14 protein-coding genes are annotated in these 17,647 nt (G+C 51.5%); 8 read left to right on the top strand and 6 right to left on the bottom strand.

Annotated features, from left to right (window positions below; genetic code table 11):
• Positions 1 to 98: 98 nt before the first annotated feature.
• The 4 genes from D6029_RS17715 (at position 99) to D6029_RS17700 (ending at position 4,935) form a co-directional block, all read left to right on the top strand.
• On the top strand, positions 99 to 779 hold the full coding sequence (locus D6029_RS17715; RefSeq protein WP_120066054.1) for a fimbrial biogenesis chaperone: 681 nt from the start codon (positions 99 to 101) through the stop codon (positions 777 to 779).
• Positions 780 to 845: 66 nt separating this feature from the next.
• Positions 846 to 3,419 (top strand): fimbria/pilus outer membrane usher protein, encoded by a 2,574-nt coding sequence (locus D6029_RS17710; protein WP_147365248.1) that lies wholly within the window; start codon positions 846 to 848, stop codon positions 3,417 to 3,419.
• A 22-nt stretch (positions 3,420 to 3,441) separates the two neighbouring features.
• The gene (locus D6029_RS17705) at positions 3,442 to 4,422 is read left to right on the top strand and encodes a fimbrial protein (protein WP_120066053.1); all 981 of its coding nucleotides are present in this window, start codon (positions 3,442 to 3,444) and stop codon (positions 4,420 to 4,422) included.
• Between the two features lie 9 nt (positions 4,423 to 4,431).
• The gene (locus D6029_RS17700) at positions 4,432 to 4,935 is read left to right on the top strand and encodes a fimbrial protein (RefSeq protein ID WP_120066052.1); all 504 of its coding nucleotides are present in this window, start codon (positions 4,432 to 4,434) and stop codon (positions 4,933 to 4,935) included.
• Here the strand turns inward: D6029_RS17700 and dinG are convergent.
• Positions 4,932 to 7,088 (bottom strand): ATP-dependent DNA helicase DinG, encoded by a 2,157-nt coding sequence (dinG, locus tag D6029_RS17695; protein ID WP_120066073.1) that lies wholly within the window; start codon positions 7,086 to 7,088, stop codon positions 4,932 to 4,934. The two genes, D6029_RS17700 and dinG, sit on opposite strands and share 4 nt — an antisense overlap.
• Before the next feature lie 139 nt (positions 7,089 to 7,227).
• On the opposite strand from dinG, the gene D6029_RS17690 reads away from it, so the two are divergent.
• From D6029_RS17690 to D6029_RS22695, 3 genes are all read left to right on the top strand, one after another.
• Positions 7,228 to 8,349 (top strand): ribosomal protein uL16 3-hydroxylase, encoded by a 1,122-nt coding sequence (locus tag D6029_RS17690; protein WP_120066051.1) that lies wholly within the window; start codon positions 7,228 to 7,230, stop codon positions 8,347 to 8,349.
• A gap of 71 nt (positions 8,350 to 8,420) precedes the next feature.
• A complete protein-coding gene (locus D6029_RS17685) occupies positions 8,421 to 9,176 on the top strand; it encodes a MerR family transcriptional regulator (RefSeq protein ID WP_120066050.1) in 756 nt (251 codons plus the stop codon).
• Between the two features lie 69 nt (positions 9,177 to 9,245).
• Positions 9,246 to 9,353 carry a hypothetical protein gene (locus D6029_RS22695; RefSeq protein ID WP_244212422.1) on the top strand — a complete coding sequence of 36 codons (108 nt, stop codon included), beginning with the start codon at positions 9,246 to 9,248 and terminating at the stop codon, positions 9,351 to 9,353.
• Here D6029_RS22695 and D6029_RS17680 read toward each other — a convergent pair.
• The 5 genes from D6029_RS17680 to bglX all read right to left on the bottom strand — a co-directional run bounded on the left by D6029_RS17680 (position 9,334) and on the right by bglX (position 15,555).
• Positions 9,334 to 10,065 carry an ABC transporter permease gene (locus D6029_RS17680; protein ID WP_120066049.1) on the bottom strand — a complete coding sequence of 244 codons (732 nt, stop codon included), beginning with the start codon at positions 10,063 to 10,065 and terminating at the stop codon, positions 9,334 to 9,336. The two genes, D6029_RS22695 and D6029_RS17680, sit on opposite strands and share 20 nt — an antisense overlap.
• Positions 10,049 to 11,008 (bottom strand): ABC transporter ATP-binding protein, encoded by a 960-nt coding sequence (locus D6029_RS17675; RefSeq protein ID WP_120066048.1) that lies wholly within the window; start codon positions 11,006 to 11,008, stop codon positions 10,049 to 10,051. The genes D6029_RS17680 and D6029_RS17675 overlap by 17 nt, the downstream gene beginning before the upstream one ends.
• Positions 11,005 to 12,162: an ABC transporter permease gene (locus D6029_RS17670; protein ID WP_120066047.1), complete on the bottom strand. Its 1,158-nt coding sequence runs from the start codon at positions 12,160 to 12,162 to the stop codon at positions 11,005 to 11,007. Before D6029_RS17670 ends, D6029_RS17675 begins: the two co-directional genes overlap by 4 nt.
• 31 nt (positions 12,163 to 12,193) lie before the next feature.
• Positions 12,194 to 13,105, bottom strand: a complete 912-nt coding sequence (gene osmF / locus D6029_RS17665; protein WP_120066046.1) for a glycine betaine ABC transporter substrate-binding protein OsmF — start codon at positions 13,103 to 13,105, stop codon at positions 12,194 to 12,196.
• Positions 13,106 to 13,257: 152 nt separating this feature from the next.
• Positions 13,258 to 15,555 (bottom strand): beta-glucosidase BglX, encoded by a 2,298-nt coding sequence (bglX, locus tag D6029_RS17660; RefSeq protein ID WP_120066072.1) that lies wholly within the window; start codon positions 15,553 to 15,555, stop codon positions 13,258 to 13,260.
• 193 nt (positions 15,556 to 15,748) lie between these two features.
• Here bglX and dld point away from each other — a divergent pair, with 193 nt between their 5' ends.
• Positions 15,749 to 17,494: a D-lactate dehydrogenase gene (gene dld, locus D6029_RS17655; protein WP_120066045.1), complete on the top strand. Its 1,746-nt coding sequence runs from the start codon at positions 15,749 to 15,751 to the stop codon at positions 17,492 to 17,494.
• Positions 17,495 to 17,647: the final 153 nt, after the last annotated feature.

Here is a 17,647-nt window from a genome sequence, read left to right as displayed (position 1 = left end):
ACTAGCATTATTATTTATTTTCACCGTCATTAAAATAAACTCCGCTGGTGAGTCAGACTTTATTATTTTTTATTAATCAAAACTTCACAGGTATTATTATGCGTAAATTAATCATTGCAGCACTTTGCATTGCTACAACTTCTGTCGCAGCTCACGCTGGCGTTATTATCGGTGGTACCCGTCTGGTTTATAATGGTGATCAAAAGGAATCTTCGATAAGTATTAATAATCCAGACAGTACTAACTATCTCATTCAATCATGGATTTCTCCAGAAAATGAAGGGGGCAGCAAACCACCTTTCATTATTACGCCGCCATTGTTTCGCTTAAAAAGTTCTGAAGAAAATATCCTGCGCGTAGTAAAAACTGCCGGGCAACTCCCGGAAGATAAAGAGTCACTGTACTGGCTGGACATTAAAAGCGTTCCTTCGGCTAAGAAAGGCGATAACGCCAATACGTTACAAATCGCGGTGAAAACGAAAATAAAATTAATCTACCGCCCCCAGAGTATTTCCGGCACACCAGAAGAAGTCGCCAATAAAATCACATGGAAGAAAAGCGGCAATACATTAACGGCTAACAACCCAACCCCTTTCTATATGAATTTGCAGGATGTTAAATTGAATAATAAAGAGATTAAGAATGTAAATTACCTGCCGCCAATGAGTAGCAAGACCTACACACTTAACGCCAGCGAAAGCCAGGGTAACAACATGAGCTGGAAAATCATTAATGACTATGGCGGTATCAGTAAAACCTTTACCACCAGTGTACATTAACAGTTTTTATCATAACCACTGTTAAATGGCTGGCGAGCATTGTTGTATTAATCATGGTAATTAATTATGTCTTGTATTTTTCAGCGCAACCAAAAAATAGTCACCACGACGCGTATCGCCTTCGCTGTCTCATTGTGCATTGTTTTAATGGGATCCATGCCGGGAAAGGTACAAGCAGATGATTATTTTAATCCTGCATTATTGGATTTAGAAAACCCAGACCAGGGTAAAACTGATTTCAGTGTATTTGAAAAAGACGATGCTCAGGCACCCGGGACGTATCATGTCAATATTTACATCAATAACGAATCTGTGGATACCCGGGATATTGTTTTCAGTCTCTCAGAAAAAGATAACTCCACTTTACAACCCTGTTTCTCACGAGAAATGCTGGAAGAATTTGGCGTAAAAGAAGATGCACTGCCAAAAAATGAAGCCACGGATAAATGTGTTTATATCACTCAGATCCCCGATGCCAGTGCTGAATTTAAATTTAACGAACAAAAGTTAATGGTGAGCATTCCGCAATTCTTGTTAAAACACGTACCACGCGGATATGTTTCTCCCGATCAATATGATGAAGGGATCAACGCTGCACTCTTGAATTACAGCTTTTCGGGAAGCAAAAGCACCGGACTTAACGAACAGGCGCAAGATAACACGAATTACTTTCTCAACCTGAGACCGGGCCTGAATCTGGGTGCATGGCGTTTGCGAAACTATTCAACCTGGAACCAAAACTCCAACGAAAACGGTAATAAAGAAGATGATTTTTCTAGCGTCTATACCTACGCACAACGCGATATTATTGCCCTGAAGAGCCAGTTAACGTTGGGTCAGAGCAGTTCACCCTCCGATGTTTTTGACAGCGTGTCGTTTACCGGTGCGCAACTGGCATCAGACGACGACATGCTCCCGGACAGCATGAAAGGCTTTGCCCCGTTAATTCACGGCATCGCGCGCAGCAATGCACAGGTTACGGTGCGCCAGAATGGCTATGTGATTTACCAAAGTTATGTGTCGCCGGGTGCATTTGAAATTAACGACATGTATCCAACCGGCAGCAGCGGCGATTTAAATGTCACCGTGAAAGAGTCAGATGGCAGCGAGCAAAATTTCGTCGTGCCTTATGCATCGCTTCCTGTGTTACAGCGCGAGGGGCATCTGAAATACAGTATTACCGCAGGACAATATCGCTCTTACAACGATGACGTCACACCCAGCCCATTCCTGCAAGGCACTGCCATGTACGGCTTAAAAGGTGGTTGGACGGTGTATGGTGGCCTGCAAGGCAGCTCGCATTATTCAGCGCTGAGCATGGGGGTGGGTAAAAACTTCGGCTCCTTTGGGGCGCTTTCACTCGATGTTGATCATGCAAAATCAACGCTTAAAGACGAATCAGAACAGACGGGTAACTCATGGCGTCTACGTTATAGCAAAGATTTTGCGACCACTGGCACTACGGTTGCTGTTGCGGGTTATCGCTACTCGACGGCGGGTTTTTATTCGCTGCAAGATGTGATGGATTCCTATACCGATGACAGCGATGACACCCTCAATGACCATCGCAGCCAGCGCCAGGAAGTCACCATCAACCAAAAAATTAGCCCAACGCTTGGCTCGCTGTCCATCAGTGTAGTAAAAGAACAATACTGGAACTCGGACAAAAGTATGGCATCGCTGAGCCTGGGTTATAACAACAGCTGGAATGGAATCAGCTATGGTATTAATTACAGCTATAATAAAAACACCAATAATAATGATGATGACAATGACCACGAAGAAAATGATTATGACAACGATAAAGTGTTATCTTTTAACGTCTCAATACCTTTAGACCGGTGGTTAAAAAACACCTACGTCAACTACAGCTTAAATAATAGCAAAGAATCAGGAACCACACATAACATAGGAATTAGCGGTTCTGCACTGGAAGGTAATAATTTGAGTTGGAATATCCAACAAGGTCTTTCAGCTCAAGGCGACAATAATTCCACCACGCTCAATGCCGATTATAAAGGTACGTATGGCGAATTGACTGCCGGTTATTCGCAAGATCAAAATCAACGCCAGATTAACTACGGTGTGCAAGGCGGTATTGTCGCACATGCTAATGGCGTGACTTTCAGCCAACCGCTGGGTGAAACAATCGCGTTAATTAAAGCTCCCGGCATTGAAGGGGTTGGTGTTAATAACCAGACCGGCGTGAAAACAGATTTCCGTGGTTATACCGTGGTGCCTTATGTCAGTCCATACCATAAAACCGCACTGTCATTAAATACGCAAATGCTGGCAGACGATGCCGATTTAACAATGGCATCCCAATCGGTAACACCGACGCGCGGTGCCGTAGTACGCGCCAGCTACGACACGCGTATCGGAAAGCGCGTGTTAATGATGCTCACGCGCAGCAGTCAACACCCAGTTCCATTTGGGGCTTCGGTCACTATTGCGGATACCAAAGATACTGAAGAATTTATCGTGGGTGATGACGGCCAGGTTTATCTCACGGGTCTGGAGGACGAGGGTTCGCTGTTGGTGAGTTGGGGGAAAGGTGCGGATAAACAGTGCCACGTCAATTACCAATTACCTAAAACGGCCGCACAGGATATTCCGACAATTAACGCTACGTGCCAATAAACATTAATCCCAGGTAACGATTATGAAATACTTAAAATACCTTTTTTGTGCAACATTACTTATCATCATGATATTGCACTCGCAGCATGCTCATGCTGCCTGCACCTCACCGGACATCCCTAATCAGGCAGTGATGAATTCTATTTCCGTGTCTTCGACTTTACCCGTTGGGCAGATTATTCCCGGAACCGATCACTTATTTACCATCAGTGGTTCTTGCTCGTCGGGACATAATAACAATGTGATCATCGGCTGTTATTACGGTTCAGGTAATGCGGTCGCAGGCTTTCCTGGTGTTTATGACACGGGTGTAGCCGGAATAGGTATTACCTTAATTAACGAACAAGGACAGCGTATTGTAGGGACTGGCCAAAGTTGTGATACCCGGGGGACACCCTTGGGATACGTTTCAACCGATGGTAAAGACACCTTTAATTTCACCGCCACCATTGCCCTGGTAAAAACATCCGTCAATATTTCGTCTGGTTCACTCCAGCAGGCACAAACAAAATTTGGTGTGGGTGTGTATGGGCGCGATGCGATTGGGAATCCGAATCAACTTTCCTATGCCGGGAATATTAATTTTAAAGCCGTGACCTGTAATGTCCCAACCAAAGCACTGTCGGTTGATCTTGGCAGCCCATTCGCGGGTGATTTTCCGGGAGTTGGGAGTACGACACTCGCCAAAACATTTATTGTTCCGGTTACCTGCAACGACCCAGTAGAAATAGGAACCGAACTTTCCAGTGGTAATGGCTATGAATTACCCGATATAGGCGTAGTGAAATTAACCCAGGAATCGGGCGTTGCCACAGGTGTTGGCGTGCAATTTTTATATAATGGCAGTCCATTAGTCGTAAACAACTACATCACCACCGGAAATATTACCGTAGCGGATGAAACCATTAATATTCCCTTTGATGTGCGTTATTACCAGACAGCATCGACGGTCACTCCTGGTGCGGCCAACGCTGTTGCCACGCTGAGTATTTCTTATCACTAGGACGACATCATGTTAAAAATTGTTTTTGCCCTTTTTGCTTGCAGTCTGTTTATGGCCCATGCCGACGATGTCGTCGTTAATGTAACCGGCAGAATTGCTGCTTCACCCTGCAATGTGGATGCGGGCACCACTAACCAAACGGTAGATTTAGGTCAGGCAGTAGCAACAGATTTTAAACAAGCCGGAGCGGGATCGAAATGGCACGACTTCGACCTCAAACTCTCTGGTTGCCCGGCCACTACCACTTATGCAGCCGCTCTTTTTATGGGCCAACCGGATTCTACCTCAACCACAAAATTCGCTAATCTGGGCACCAGCACCGGGCTTGCGCTTGATATCGAAAACCGCAACCACGATACAAGTTATGGGCCAAATGACCGTTTCACCGTTCCGGTAAACGACAGTGATCACAAGGCCACATTTCCTCTCTCAGCCAGAATGTATAGCACTTCCGGCACCGTGACAGGCGGGTCTTTTTCGAGTGTTGTTCAAGTTGTCTTTGTTTATAACTAACGGCGTTTACGCGGCGCACGTTTTTTTGCTGGAGCCACGGCAGGTGCCGCTTTTGCCGCAGGCGCTTCGGGCTGGCTTATTGGAAACACCGGCAAGGCATTCAGCAAACGCTGGCCGTAGTTTTTGGTCAGCAGTCGGCGGTCGTAAATCACCACTTCGCCATAACAGCCGTGGCTACGAATCAAACGCCCGACCTGCTGAATAAGGTTGAACGACGCCGCAGGTAAACTCTGCACTTCAAACGGATAGCGTTTCAGGGTTTTCAGCCATTCGCCTTCGGTGAGCACCACCGGGCTGTCGATAGGCGGGAAGGCGATTTTGTGAATATGCACCTGGCTGAGTAAATCACCTTTTAAATCCAGACCTTCAGCAAAAGATTGCAGGCCAATCAACACGCTGGTTTCGCCCTGCTCCACCCGCTTGCGATGGGTTTCCACCAGCCGATAACGCGGCTGATCGCCCTGCACTAATAACGTCAAACGCAGATCGGTGACGTGTGTTAAAAACACCTGCATCGCCCGGTTGCTGGCAAACAGCACCAGCATGCCTTTATGTTCCCCTTTCGCCAGTTCCGCGCGGAAAAACGCCGCCATTTCAGCCAGATGTTGGGCTTCATTTTCCATCGTCGGTTCAACGGTGAGCTGCGGAATCACCAGCTTCCCCTGCTCAACATGGTTAAACGGCGAGTCCAGCGCGATAAACCGGTCGCCCGCGTGTTCATCCAACCCGCTCATCTCTTTCAGACGGTCGAATTTATTGAGCGAACGTAGCGTGGCGGAAGTGACAATCACATGCGGCACATTACGCCACACCAATTTTTCGAGCTGATCGCTGACGCGAATACCAACGCAATGGAAGTACAAATGCGGCTGGCCGTCACGGATATCCCGCGTCACCCATTTTGAAACTGGCGCACCGGATGCCTGCTCCAACGACGACAGCCGCCACAGTTTGCTTTGGGTTTCGAAATAACCCAGGGCGCGGTTCATATGCAAAAGCGCACGATGCAAACGCACGATATCGTGGCTGCCGGTTTTTTCACTGAGATCGTTAAGCAGCGCTTCTGACAAGCCGCGCAGCCCTTCCATTAATTTTGCCAGCCGCTTGCAGATCACCATCAATTCTTCGGGCAGCACGCCCATTTCGAAGCGATGTTCCGCTTCTTGCTCACCCGGCAACCACAACGAAACGATGCTGCTAAACGAGTTCAGCAGTTCGTAAATTTCATCACAATGATTGGTCAGGCGTTCAGGGGAAGTCAGCGGCGGAGGGCTTTTCGGGCGGAACTGCGCCATGCAGGTTTCCACCAGTTTGGTGAACAAATCGAGCTGCAAACGGCTGTAACCGGGCGTGACTTCAGCGCTCATTTCCAGCGCGTCGCGGGCGACGTCTGGCAAATGATGGCCTTCGTCTAAGATCAGCAGCAGGTTTTTCGCTTCCGGTAACACCGCATCGCTTTCCATCGCTGCCATTACCAGCGCGTGGTTAGCGACCACCACTTCGGCATCGTCGATTTCACGCCGCGCCACAAAGAACGGACATTCGCGATACCAGTGGCAATTGCGGCCCAGGCAACTGGCTTTGTCGGTGCTCAGGCGTCGCCATAAATCATCTTCAATGTTTTGCGCGGCGTGGTCACGCAGCCCGTCCCATTTATAGGCATCGAGATCGGTTTTCAGCTTCCCGCAGCGCTGTTGTTCGTCTTTGCTGGTGGGTGCCATTTCGTCTTCGAGAAACGCCAGCAAATCGCCTTGCGCCAGATTATCCGTCGCCAGCGCCGCCAGATTGCGCGGGCAAACGTAGCGCCCGCGCCCAAAGGCGGCGGTGAATTTTAAATCGGGGATAATTTTGCGCAGCAACGGTAAATCTTTGCTAAATATCTGATCCTGCAACGCGACGTTGGCGGTGCTGACCACCAGCGTTTTTTGTTCGCCACGGGCAATGGCAATGCCGGGAATCAGGTACGAAAGGGTTTTCCCCACGCCGGTGGGTGCCTCAATCGCCAGATGACGCCCCTCTTCACCCGCGAGCGTTTTCGCCACTTCGGCAATCATTTGCCGTTGCGGTGGGCGCGGAATAAAGTCCGGGATCTGCTGCTGTAGCGCCTTATACCAGGCGGCGATTTGCTCTTTTTGAGCGGAGGACAAAGCCATGGAGATCACTTTCACTGTATAAACAACCACTATTGTCCCACTTTTTGCAGTCTTACAGCAAGCCTTGACGCATGACAAGGTGGCCAGCAGCCGTTCCTCTCTATAATCGAGCCCGTTTATCCTCCACTGGTATCAAAAAATGGATTATCAACTCAATTTAGACTGGCCTGAATTTATGGCGAAATACTGGCAGAAAAAGCCAGTCGTTTTAAAAAATGCATTTCCTGATTTTGTCGATCCGATTACCCCGGATGAATTAGCCGGTCTTGCTATGGAAGCAGAAGTGGACAGCCGCCTGGTGAGCCATAGCAATGGTCAATGGCAGGCCGCCAACGGGCCTTTCGAGCATTTTGATAATCTGGGCGATAGCGGTTGGTCACTGCTGGCGCAAGCGGTAAACCACTGGCATGCACCCTCTGCTGAACTGGTGCGCCCGTTCCGCGTGTTGCCAGACTGGCGTTTAGATGATCTGATGATCTCTTTCTCAGTGCCGGGTGGTGGCGTAGGCCCACACATCGATCAGTACGATGTGTTTATTATTCAGGGCATGGGCAGCCGCCGTTGGCGTGTGGGCGACAAACTGCCAATGCGTCAGTTCTGCCCGCATCCGGCGTTGCTGCACGTTGACCCATTCGAGCCGATTATTGATGAAGATTTAGAACCGGGCGACATTCTGTATATTCCACCAGGTTTCCCGCACGATGGCTTCACCCATGAAACGGCGCTCAACTATTCCGTCGGTTTCCGTGGGCCAAATGGCCGAGATTTGATCAGCAGCTTTGCCGATTACGCGCTGGAAAACGACCTGGGCGGCGAGCATTACAGCGATCCTGATCTCACCGTCCGCGAGCATCCAGGCAAAGTGGAAAGCTACGAGCTGAATCGCCTGCGCGACATGATGATGGAAGTCATCAGCCAGCCTGAAGATTTCAAACAGTGGTTTGGCCGTTTCGTCACTACGCCGCGTCATGAACTCGACGTCGCACCTGCCGAGCCGCCATATCAGCAAGACGAAATCCTCGACGCGTTGATGGGCGGTGAAAGCCTGACGCGCTTAAGCGGATTGCGCGTGCTGAACGTCGATGGCGTGTTCTTCGTCAACAGCGAACCGATGGCAGCACCGGTTCCTGCGGCAGCTGATGCGCTGTGCCGTTTCACGACGTTGAGCCAAACAGAATTGGGCGATGCGCTGCAAAATCCAGAGTTTGTTAACGTATTGACTGAACTGGTTAATCAGGGCTACTGGTACTTCGACGACTAATATAGTTCACCAAAGTTATCTTCACTGACTACATTTATACGGGGGCTTCCCGGGAAGACGGTGGGAATAACATGGCGCTTTTTACCATTGGTGAAGTGGCTGTGCTTTGTGATATCAACCCCGTAACGTTGCGTGCCTGGCAACGACGTTACGGGTTATTGAAACCGCAGCGAACAGATGGCGGCCATCGGCTATTTGACGATGCAGACATCGAGCGTATCCGCGAAATCAAACACTGGATTGAAAATGGTGTTCAGGTTAGCAAGGTGAAAGCCCTGCTAAACGGTGAGCTTCAGGATCTGGAAAGCGGCTGGCGTGAGCGCCAGGAACTGTTACTACACCATTTGCAAGGCGGCAACCCTTCTCGCCTCCGGGCATGGATTGCAGATATCGGTCGTGATTACCCCGCTGAAACTCTCGTCCAACAACTTTACACCCCGCTACGTCGCCGCCTGCAATGCCAGCAAGTTACCCTCAATACACTTCTAAGCCTGCTGGACGGGGCGCTGATTAATTACATCGCGCTGTGCCTCGCATCGGCACGCAAACGCAGCGGTAAAGATGCTTTGCTGGTAGGTTGGGACACACCCGATACCACGCGTTTATGGATGGCGGCGTGGATGGCAATCCAACAAGGCTGGCGGATTGACGTATTGGCGCATCCGCTGCATCAACTTCGCCCTGAGATCTTCGCCCAACAGACGTTATTAGTGTGGTGCGGCGACACGCCGACAACTCATCAACTCGACCAACTTGAGCTTTGGCGCTGTGCGGGCAAGCAGATTTTCCCGCTGATGAGCAACGGGCATTCGACCGAACGCGCATAAGATAAATTTAAAGGTTCATTAACAACCCGGCTTCATCTTATAATCACCTCCGCGATATAAGGAGCGAAGATGAAACTAAGTAAAATTGCCCTTGTGGGTGGAATGTTGACCATGGCCATCGGCGGGATTGGCGGCGTAGTGCTGATGGGTTACATCGTTATTCTGCATGGCGCGTGATGTAGCGTAAAACGCGCTCAAACAGGCGGTCGATAACAATTGCCGCCAGCGCCACCAGCAAAGCACCCTGAATCACATAGGCGGTGTTAAAACCGCTCAGGCCGATGATTATCGGTGAACCTAACGTGCTGGCCCCCACGGTTGAGGCAATCGCCGCCGTGCCAATATTAATAATCACCGAAGTGCGGATCCCCGCCAGAATCAACGGTGCCGCCAGCGGTAACTCTACTTTTCGCAGCATCTGCCAACGGCTCATTCCCGCGCCCATCGCAATCTCTTTTGTCGCTTCCGGCACCGCCCCCATTCCAGCCAAAGTCCCTTGTAAAATGGGCAGCAAACCGTAAAGCACCAGCGCGATAATCGCAGGCTGTTGACCAAACCCCATCACTGGAACCGCAATCGCCAGCACCGCCACGGGCGGGAAGGTTTGCCCGGCTGCGGTAATGGTTTCGACCAAAGAACGGAACTCCAGCCCCGCCGGACGCGTCACCGCAACGCCCAGCCCAACGCCAACCACAATCGCCACCATGCTTGAAACACCCACCAGCAGGAAATGTTTCAGCGCCAGCGCCATAAAGCTGTCTTGCAGATAAACCGGCCTTTCCAGCTCTGGAAACAGCCAACTGAATAATGTGCTGCTGTACGGCATCACCGCTAATAGTGCGATGAATACCGCAATCAGCCACAGTAATGGGTCACGAAGCAGGCGCATTTTCACCTCGCAACGATTCTCCCTGAACTAAATCGCTAAAATGCAGCACGCCGCTTGGCTCGCCGCGCTGATTCACCACCGGCAACTGTTGGCACTGACGGTGGACAAATAACGATAACGCCTCGCGCAGCGTCAAGGATTCATTGATTGGCTCGCCGTCTAAACGTTCGTGAGTCCGCACCCGGTCAGCCACATAACGCAATGAGAGCAAGCGCACGCCCAGTTCACTGCGGCCAAAGAAATCCCGCACAAAATCCGTCGCCGGGCGCGTTAACAGTTCCAGCGGCGTGCCTTGTTGAATCACCTTTCCGTTGTCCATCAGCACAATGCGATCGGCCAGCGTCAGCGCTTCGTCGATATCGTGCGTAACCAGCACAATGGTGCGCCCGAGCAACTGATGAATGCGGATAATTTCCTGTTGCAGCGCCCCACGCGTCACCGGGTCGAGCGCGCCGAAGGGTTCGTCCATCAGCAATACTTCCGGGTCAGCCGCGAGCGCCCGCGCCACGCCGACGCGCTGCTGTTGCCCGCCAGAAAGCTGGTGCGGATAACGGTCACGAAATTGCGCCGCCTCAAGGCCGAGTAAATCGAGCAATTCGTCGATACGGGCGTTGATTCGCGCCTTCGGCCATTTCAGCAATTGCGGCACGGTGGCGATGTTCTGCGCCACATTCCAGTGCGGAAACAGGCCAATCGACTGAATCGCATAACCCATGCGGCGGCGTAGTGTTTTGGCATCAAAATTACGGATTTCTTCTCCGGCAAAGCGAATGCGCCCGGTATCGTGCTCCACCAGGCGGTTGATCATTTTCAGCGTCGTAGACTTGCCCGAGCCGGAGGTGCCAATCAGCACCGTAAACTGCCCTTCTTTAATGTTCAGCGACAGGTCACTGACCGCCGCCTCGCCCTGGAAAAACTTGCTGACATTTTCAAATTCAATCATGGCTGTTTTTCCTCCAGCAAAGAGATAAACAGTTTAAAAAGTGCGTCACAAATAATGGCTAATGCAATAACCGGGATCACGCCAAGCAACACTAAATCCAGCGCGCTGCTAAGCAAGCCCTGGAAGATGATCGCCCCAAAACCGCCCGCCCCAATCAGCGCGGCAATCACCGTCATGCCGATGGTTTGCACACAGACCACACGCAGGCTGCGCAGCAAAACCGGCAGCGCCAGCGGCACTTCGGCCTGCCAGAAAATCTGCCAGCGCGACATGCCCATACCTTCAGCACTTTCAATAATATTACGTGGAACCTGCGCCAGCCCGGCGACCACACCGCGCACCAACGGCAACAGCGCGTACAGCACCAGCGCGATTAACGCCGGAGCAACGCCAATTCCGCTCACGCCCACTGAACCTAACCACGGCGCGAGTTTGACTAACCCCGCCAACGGCGCAATCAATAAACCAAACAGCGCCACCGACGGCACGGTTTGGATGACGTTGAGCACTGAAAACACGGAAGATTGCCAGCCTGGACGGGTATAACAAAACACGCCCAACGGCACGCCAATCACTAACGCAGGCAGCAAAGTGCCAAACAGCAACGCCAGGTGGCGGAACAGCGCATCGTCGAACACTTCCTGGCGGTTGGCATACTCTTTTAGCAAAGAGAGATCGGCAAAATAGCCACTGAGCAGTAATGCGACAGGCACAATCCAGATTTGCATATTGAGTAGCAAACGCCAGAGCACACTTGGCGTCAGGCGGTTAATCGCATCGGCACACAGCAGCAAACAAAGCGTTAACGACAGCCATAACCCGCTACCGGGCGACGTTCGCGCAAGCGTGCTGCCCGTTTCGGCAAAGTGTGTCGCCGTCTGCCCAAGCATCCACAAAATGATGAGAAACAAAAACTCGCCCACGATAAGGGTCAATAACAATGGGAGTGGCCGACACGGTGTCAGCACCAGAATGGCCAGAACGAGAACCGGAAGTGAAAACAGCAACCAGGTTTGCGCCGGGAGATGACTAAGCGCGATAGACTCCCCGGAAACCAGGCGGTTAGGGGCGAAGTTGATAAACGGTAACGCAGCGCCCGCCACCGCCAGCAAAATCACCAGTAGCAGCAGGACGCGATTATGAATTTTGAGCAAACGAACGTCCTGTATTTTTAATTCACAAAAGCTATTTCACAAAGCCTTTCTGTTTCAGGTAGTCAGCCGCCACTTTTTTGGCATCTAACCCTTCCACCGCAATGCTGGCGTTAAGCTGTTGTAGCGTTTTTTCATCCAGAGATGCAAACACAGGTTTTAGCCAGGCGTCCAGTTCCGGGTAGGCTTTTAGCACCGCTTCACGCACCACAGGCGTTGGGGCGTAGATTGGCTGCACACCTTTCGGGTCGCTCAGGGTTTGCAAACCCAGTGCCGCCACCGGGCCATCCGTTCCGTAAGCCATCGCCGCGTTAACGCCAGAAGTTTGTTGCGCCGCCGCTTTAATCGTTACCGCGGTATCACCACCCGCCAGCGACAATAACTGCGGCTGCTCGAGTTTGAACCCGTAGGCTTTTTCAAAGGCAGGAAGCGCATCAGAGCGTTCGATAAATTCAGCTGAAGCCGCCAGTTTAAATTCGCCGCCTTTTTTCAGATAGGCGCTGAGATCGTCAAGCGAGGTAAGTTTGTTTTTTTCAGCCAGATCTTTGCGCACCGCAATGGTCCAGGTGTTATTCGCGGGTGCCGGCGTTAACCACACCAGGTGATTTTTTTCGGCATCGAGTTTTTTGACTTTCTCATAGCCCTGCTGGGCATTTTTCCACGCTGCGTCTTTTTCATCTTTGAAAAAAAACGCCCCGTTACCGGTGTATTCCGGGTAAATATCCAGTTCGCCCGCGGTAATCGCCCCACGCACTACAGGAGTTGTGCCTAATTGCACTTTATTGACGGTTTTAACACCGTGGCTGTCCAGTACCTGCAAAATGATATTACCGAGCAACGACCCTTCGGTATCAATCTTTGAGCCGACTTTGACGGGCTCTGCGGCCTTTGCCCCTGCGGCTAATAATGCTAACCCTGCCATGCTCCAACGCGCTGCTAAGTTCATCGTGCTTCCTCGCTGTTTTTCTTTGCTTAAAAATCATGGAGTCGCAAAAGTTTAGTTGAATTTTTGGAGGTTGGTGGAATGAGACGGGCAGAATAAGAAAAGAGCCGGAAAACCGGCTCTTTATTTGGGACTATCTTCAAGGATGAAGGAGATTACTTCAGTTCAAACTCACCCTGCTTAACACGGGCAGAATCCAAACCAATAAACACGTTAAACTTGCCAGGTTCGGCAACGTGCTTCATTTGTGCATTCCAGAACTTCAGCCCCTCGACGTCAATCGGGAAGCTCACGGTCTGGGTTTCGCCAGGTTTGAGCATCACTTTCTTAAAGCCTTTCAGCTCTTTCACCGGGCGACTCATCGACGCCGTCACATCCTGCAAATACATCTGCACCACGGTTTCACCTGCGCGGTCACCGGTATTTTTCACTTCAACAGAGGCTTCAACTTTGCCATCGGCTTTCATGGTTGGCGCTGACATTTTCACATCAGAAACGGTAAACGTGGTGTAGCTCAGGCCGTAACCGAATGGATACAGCGGGCCGTTGGCTTCATCAAAGTAGCGTGAAGTGTATTTGTTTGGTTTTTCCGGGTTGTACGGGCGACCGGTGTTCAGGTGGCTATAGTAAGTCGGAATTTGCCCCACGGAACGTGGGAAGGACATCGGCAATTTGCCTGACGGGTTGTAATCGCCAAACAGAATGTCCGCCACCGCGTTTCCGCCTTCGGTGCCGCTATACCAGGCTTCGAGCAAGGCGTCGGCTTGTTGGTCTTCTTTGACCAGCGCCAGCGGGCGACCATTCATCATCACCAGCACCAGCGGTTTGCCAGTAGCTTTCAGCGCGGCAATCAAATCACGCTGGCTTTGCGGCAGAACCAAATCGGTACGGCTTGAAGCTTCGTGCGCCATGCCCTGCGCTTCACCGACTACGGCAACGACAACATCGGCAGATTTAGCGGTGTTCACCGCTTCGTCGATCATCTCTTTAGCAGAACGCTTATCTACCGAAACGGCAGGTTCGTACTGGTTCAGGAATTCAACGATGCCTTTGTCGTCGGTGACGTTCGCGCCTTTAGCGACCACGATTTTCGCGTTGTCGCCTACCGCCGTTTTAATGCCCTGCAATACGGTGACCGTCTGGTCAGAAACGCCTGCCGCAGACCAGCTACCCATCATGTCGCGCTTGCTGTCAGCCAGCGGGCCAACCACGGCGATAGTGCCGGATTTTTTCAGCGGCAAGGTTTGCTGACGGTTTTTCAGCAATACCATGCTTTCACGCGCCACTTCGCGCGCTTCTTTGCGATGCAGACGGCTTTCGGCGTTGGTATCTTCCGGGTCAGATTCTTTCGGCCCTAAGTGGCTGTATGGATCGTTAAACAGACCCATATCGTATTTCACGTTCAGCACGTGGCGCGTGGCATCATCCAGTTCAGCCATCGGCACCGCACCGCTTTTCACCAGTTCCGGCAAGTATTTGCTGTAGTACTCGTCGCTCATACTCATGTTGATGCCGGAGTTCAGCGCAACGCGCACCGCATCTTTCGGGTCGCTCGCCACGCCGTGTTTGATCAGCTCTTTGATTGCGCCGTGGTCAGAAATGGTGATGCCTTTAAATTTCCACTCGTCGCGCAGCAAGTCTTTCAACAGCCAGGAATCAGATGACGCTGGCGTGCCGTTCAGGGAGTTCAGCGCCACCATCACACCGCCGCTGCCCGCATCCAGTGCGGCTTTGTACGGCGGCATGTAGTCGTTGAACAGACGCTGCGGGCTCATATCCACGGTGTTGTACTCTTTGCCGCCTTCCACTGCGCCGTAGGCGGCGAAGTGTTTGACGCTGGTCATCACCGAGTAACGGTCTGCCGGGCTTTTGCCCTGCATCGCTTCAACCATGGTGCGGCCCATGATTGACGTCAGGTAAGTGTCTTCACCGAAACCTTCGGACACACGGCCCCAGCGCGGATCGCGCGAGACATCAACCATCGGTGCCCAGGTCATGTTCAGGCCATCGTCTGCGGCTTCATAAGCAGAAACCCGCCCTACCGTTTTCACGGCTTCCAGGTTAAAGGATGAGGCTAAACCGAGGCTGATAGGGAATACGGTACGTTGGCCGTGAACCACGTCGTAGGCAAAGAATAATGGGATTTTCAGGCGGTTAAGGCTCATCACCTGATCTTGCATGGCGCGGATGTCGTGGCGGGTGACGGTATTAAAAATCGCGCCCACTTGCCCGTCTTTGATCATCTCTCGAATGGCTTCTTTCGGGTTATCCGGCCCAACGCTGATTAACCGTAATTGGCCGATTTTTTCGTCGGTGGTCATTTTGGTCAGCAAATCAGTGACGAAGGCGTCACGGGCTTCCGGCGTTAACGGATGTGGGCCAAACATTTCGTTAGCCAGCGCGGGTTGCAGCGCAAGGCTAACTGCGATACTTACAGAACAGAGCCATTTCATCGACATTACTCTCTTGCTCAGGCCGCCACAGCGGGCAGCACGAAGTGATAAGACGTGCAGTGTGCCACAAGGTTACAGCGGTAAGAAGAGTCGCTTCGGTGTTATCTGCTGATTTTCCGAACGTTTCAGAAGATTCATTACCGATTTGCGAGCTATGCTTGTAGTCGTCAATATTTTCCCAAGGAGCGGATAAATGCCTAACCCTACCGATACTCAAAAACAGACCTTTATTAATGAATTAAACCGCCTGGTTGGCAGCTCACATGTATTAACCGATGCGGCAAAAACGGCGCGCTATCGCAAAGGCTTCCGCTCCGGTCAGGGCGACGCGCTGGCGGTGGTTTTCCCCGGCACGTTGCTGGAGTTATGGCGCGTGCTGAGTTTGTGCGTCAGTACCGACAAAATCATTTTGATGCAGGCGGCGAATACCGGGCTGACCGAAGGCTCAACGCCGAACGGCAATGATTACGACCGCGAAATTGTGATTATCAGCACCCTGCGCCTGGATAAAATGCAACTGCTCGATGGCGGCAAGCAGGTTCTGGCCTTCCCTGGCAGCACGTTGTATCAACTTGAAAAAGCCCTGAAACCGCTGGGGCGCGAGCCGCATTCGGTGATTGGTTCATCGTGTATTGGCGCGTCGGTGATCGGCGGCATTTGTAATAACTCCGGCGGTTCGCTGGTGAAACGCGGCCCGGCGTATACCGAAATGGCGCTGTATGCGCGCATTGATGAGCAAGGCAAATTAACCCTGGTCAACCATCTGGGGATTGATTTGGGCGTCACGCCGGAACAAATTCTCGGCAAGCTCGACGACGAACGAGTGAAGCCTGAAAACGTGCTACATGACCAACGCCAGGCTTCCGATAAAGATTACGCCGAACGCGTGCGTGATGTAGACGCCGACACGCCATCGCGCTTTAACGCCGACCCAAGCCGCCTGTTTGAAGCGTCCGGGTGCGCCGGGAAACTGGCTGTTTTTGCGGTACGCCTCGATACTTTTGTCGCCGAAAAGCAAAATGAAGTGTTTTACATCGGCACCAATCAACCGGAAGTGCTGACTGAGCTCCGCCGTCATATTCTGGCTAACTTTGAAAACCTGCCAGTCGCGGGCGAATACATGCACCGCGATATTTACGATATTGCCGAAGTGTATGGCAAAGACACTTTTATGATGATCGACAAACTCGGCACCGACAAAATGCCGTTGTTCTTCACCCTGAAAGGCCGCGCCGACGCGTGGTTTGAAAAAGTCCCGTTTGTTAAACCGCACTTTACCGACCGCGTGATGCAACGCTTGAGCGGCTGGTGCCCGAGCCATTTGCCGCCGCGCATGAATGAGTGGCGCAGCAAATACGAGCATCATCTACTGCTGAAAATGTCCGGCGAAGGGATTGCTGAGGCGCGCAACTGGCTGGAAAGCTACTTCCAACAGGCTGAAGGTGACTTTTTTGTCTGCACGCCAACCGAAGGGGCAAAAGCATTCTTGCATCGTTTTGCCGCCGCCGGGGCTGCCGTGCGTTATCACGCGGTTCACGCCGACGAAGTGGAAGATATTCTGGCGCTGGATATCGCCCTGCGTCGTAACGATCAGGAATGGTTCGAGCAATTACCGCCGGAAATCAGCAGCCAGATTAGCCACAGCCTGTATTACGGTCACTTTATGTGCCACGTTTTCCATCAGGATTACATCGTTAAAAAAGGTGTAGATGCCCACGTGCTGAAAGAGCAGATGCTTGCTCTACTGCGCACGCGCGGCGCGCAATATCCGGCAGAACACAACGTCGGGCATTTGTACGAAGCGCCGGATAGCTTAAAACAGTTTTATAAGGCCAATGACCCAACCAACAGCATGAACCCTGGCATTGGTAAAACCACAAAGCATAAATGTTGGGAAGAGCAAACTTGTAGCCATACGCATCACCACGACCACCATTGAGTGAGGGTGTCAACCACCAGAACAGGGGCTATGTTTAGACTATTTTTAGTACTAGATTAGGTCGCTGAACAGGTGTTGTAGGGGGATAAGCGATAGCGCCAGTCTTGTCGGATGACGCTGCGCTTATCCGACCTACAAATATTTTGGTACAGG

Source organism: Buttiauxella izardii, from assembly GCF_003601925.1.
In the GTDB taxonomy this organism is placed as follows: Bacteria; Pseudomonadota; Gammaproteobacteria; order Enterobacterales; family Enterobacteriaceae; genus Buttiauxella; species Buttiauxella izardii.
Note: the sequence above shows the minus strand (reverse complement) of the source record. Positions and strands in the feature narration are given on the sequence as shown.

Coding starts and splice junctions, on each gene's coding strand:
- D6029_RS17700 (WP_120066052.1), top strand. CDS start 4,432: ATGTTAAAAATTGTTTTTGCCCTTTTTGCTTGCAGTCTGTTTATGGCC.
- D6029_RS17685 (WP_120066050.1), top strand. CDS start 8,421: ATGGCGCTTTTTACCATTGGTGAAGTGGCTGTGCTTTGTGATATCAAC.
- D6029_RS22695 (WP_244212422.1), top strand. CDS start 9,246: ATGAAACTAAGTAAAATTGCCCTTGTGGGTGGAATGTTGACCATGGCC.
- dinG (WP_120066073.1), bottom strand. CDS start 7,088: ATGGCTTTGTCCTCCGCTCAAAAAGAGCAAATCGCCGCCTGGTATAAG.
- D6029_RS17715 (WP_120066054.1), top strand. CDS start 99: ATGCGTAAATTAATCATTGCAGCACTTTGCATTGCTACAACTTCTGTC.
- D6029_RS17675 (WP_120066048.1), bottom strand. CDS start 11,008: ATGATTGAATTTGAAAATGTCAGCAAGTTTTTCCAGGGCGAGGCGGCG.
- D6029_RS17680 (WP_120066049.1), bottom strand. CDS start 10,065: ATGCGCCTGCTTCGTGACCCATTACTGTGGCTGATTGCGGTATTCATC.
- dld (WP_120066045.1), top strand. CDS start 15,749: ATGCCTAACCCTACCGATACTCAAAAACAGACCTTTATTAATGAATTA.
- D6029_RS17705 (WP_120066053.1), top strand. CDS start 3,442: ATGAAATACTTAAAATACCTTTTTTGTGCAACATTACTTATCATCATG.
- osmF (WP_120066046.1), bottom strand. CDS start 13,105: ATGAACTTAGCAGCGCGTTGGAGCATGGCAGGGTTAGCATTATTAGCC.
- D6029_RS17690 (WP_120066051.1), top strand. CDS start 7,228: ATGGATTATCAACTCAATTTAGACTGGCCTGAATTTATGGCGAAATAC.
- bglX (WP_120066072.1), bottom strand. CDS start 15,555: ATGAAATGGCTCTGTTCTGTAAGTATCGCAGTTAGCCTTGCGCTGCAA.
- D6029_RS17710 (WP_147365248.1), top strand. CDS start 846: ATGTCTTGTATTTTTCAGCGCAACCAAAAAATAGTCACCACGACGCGT.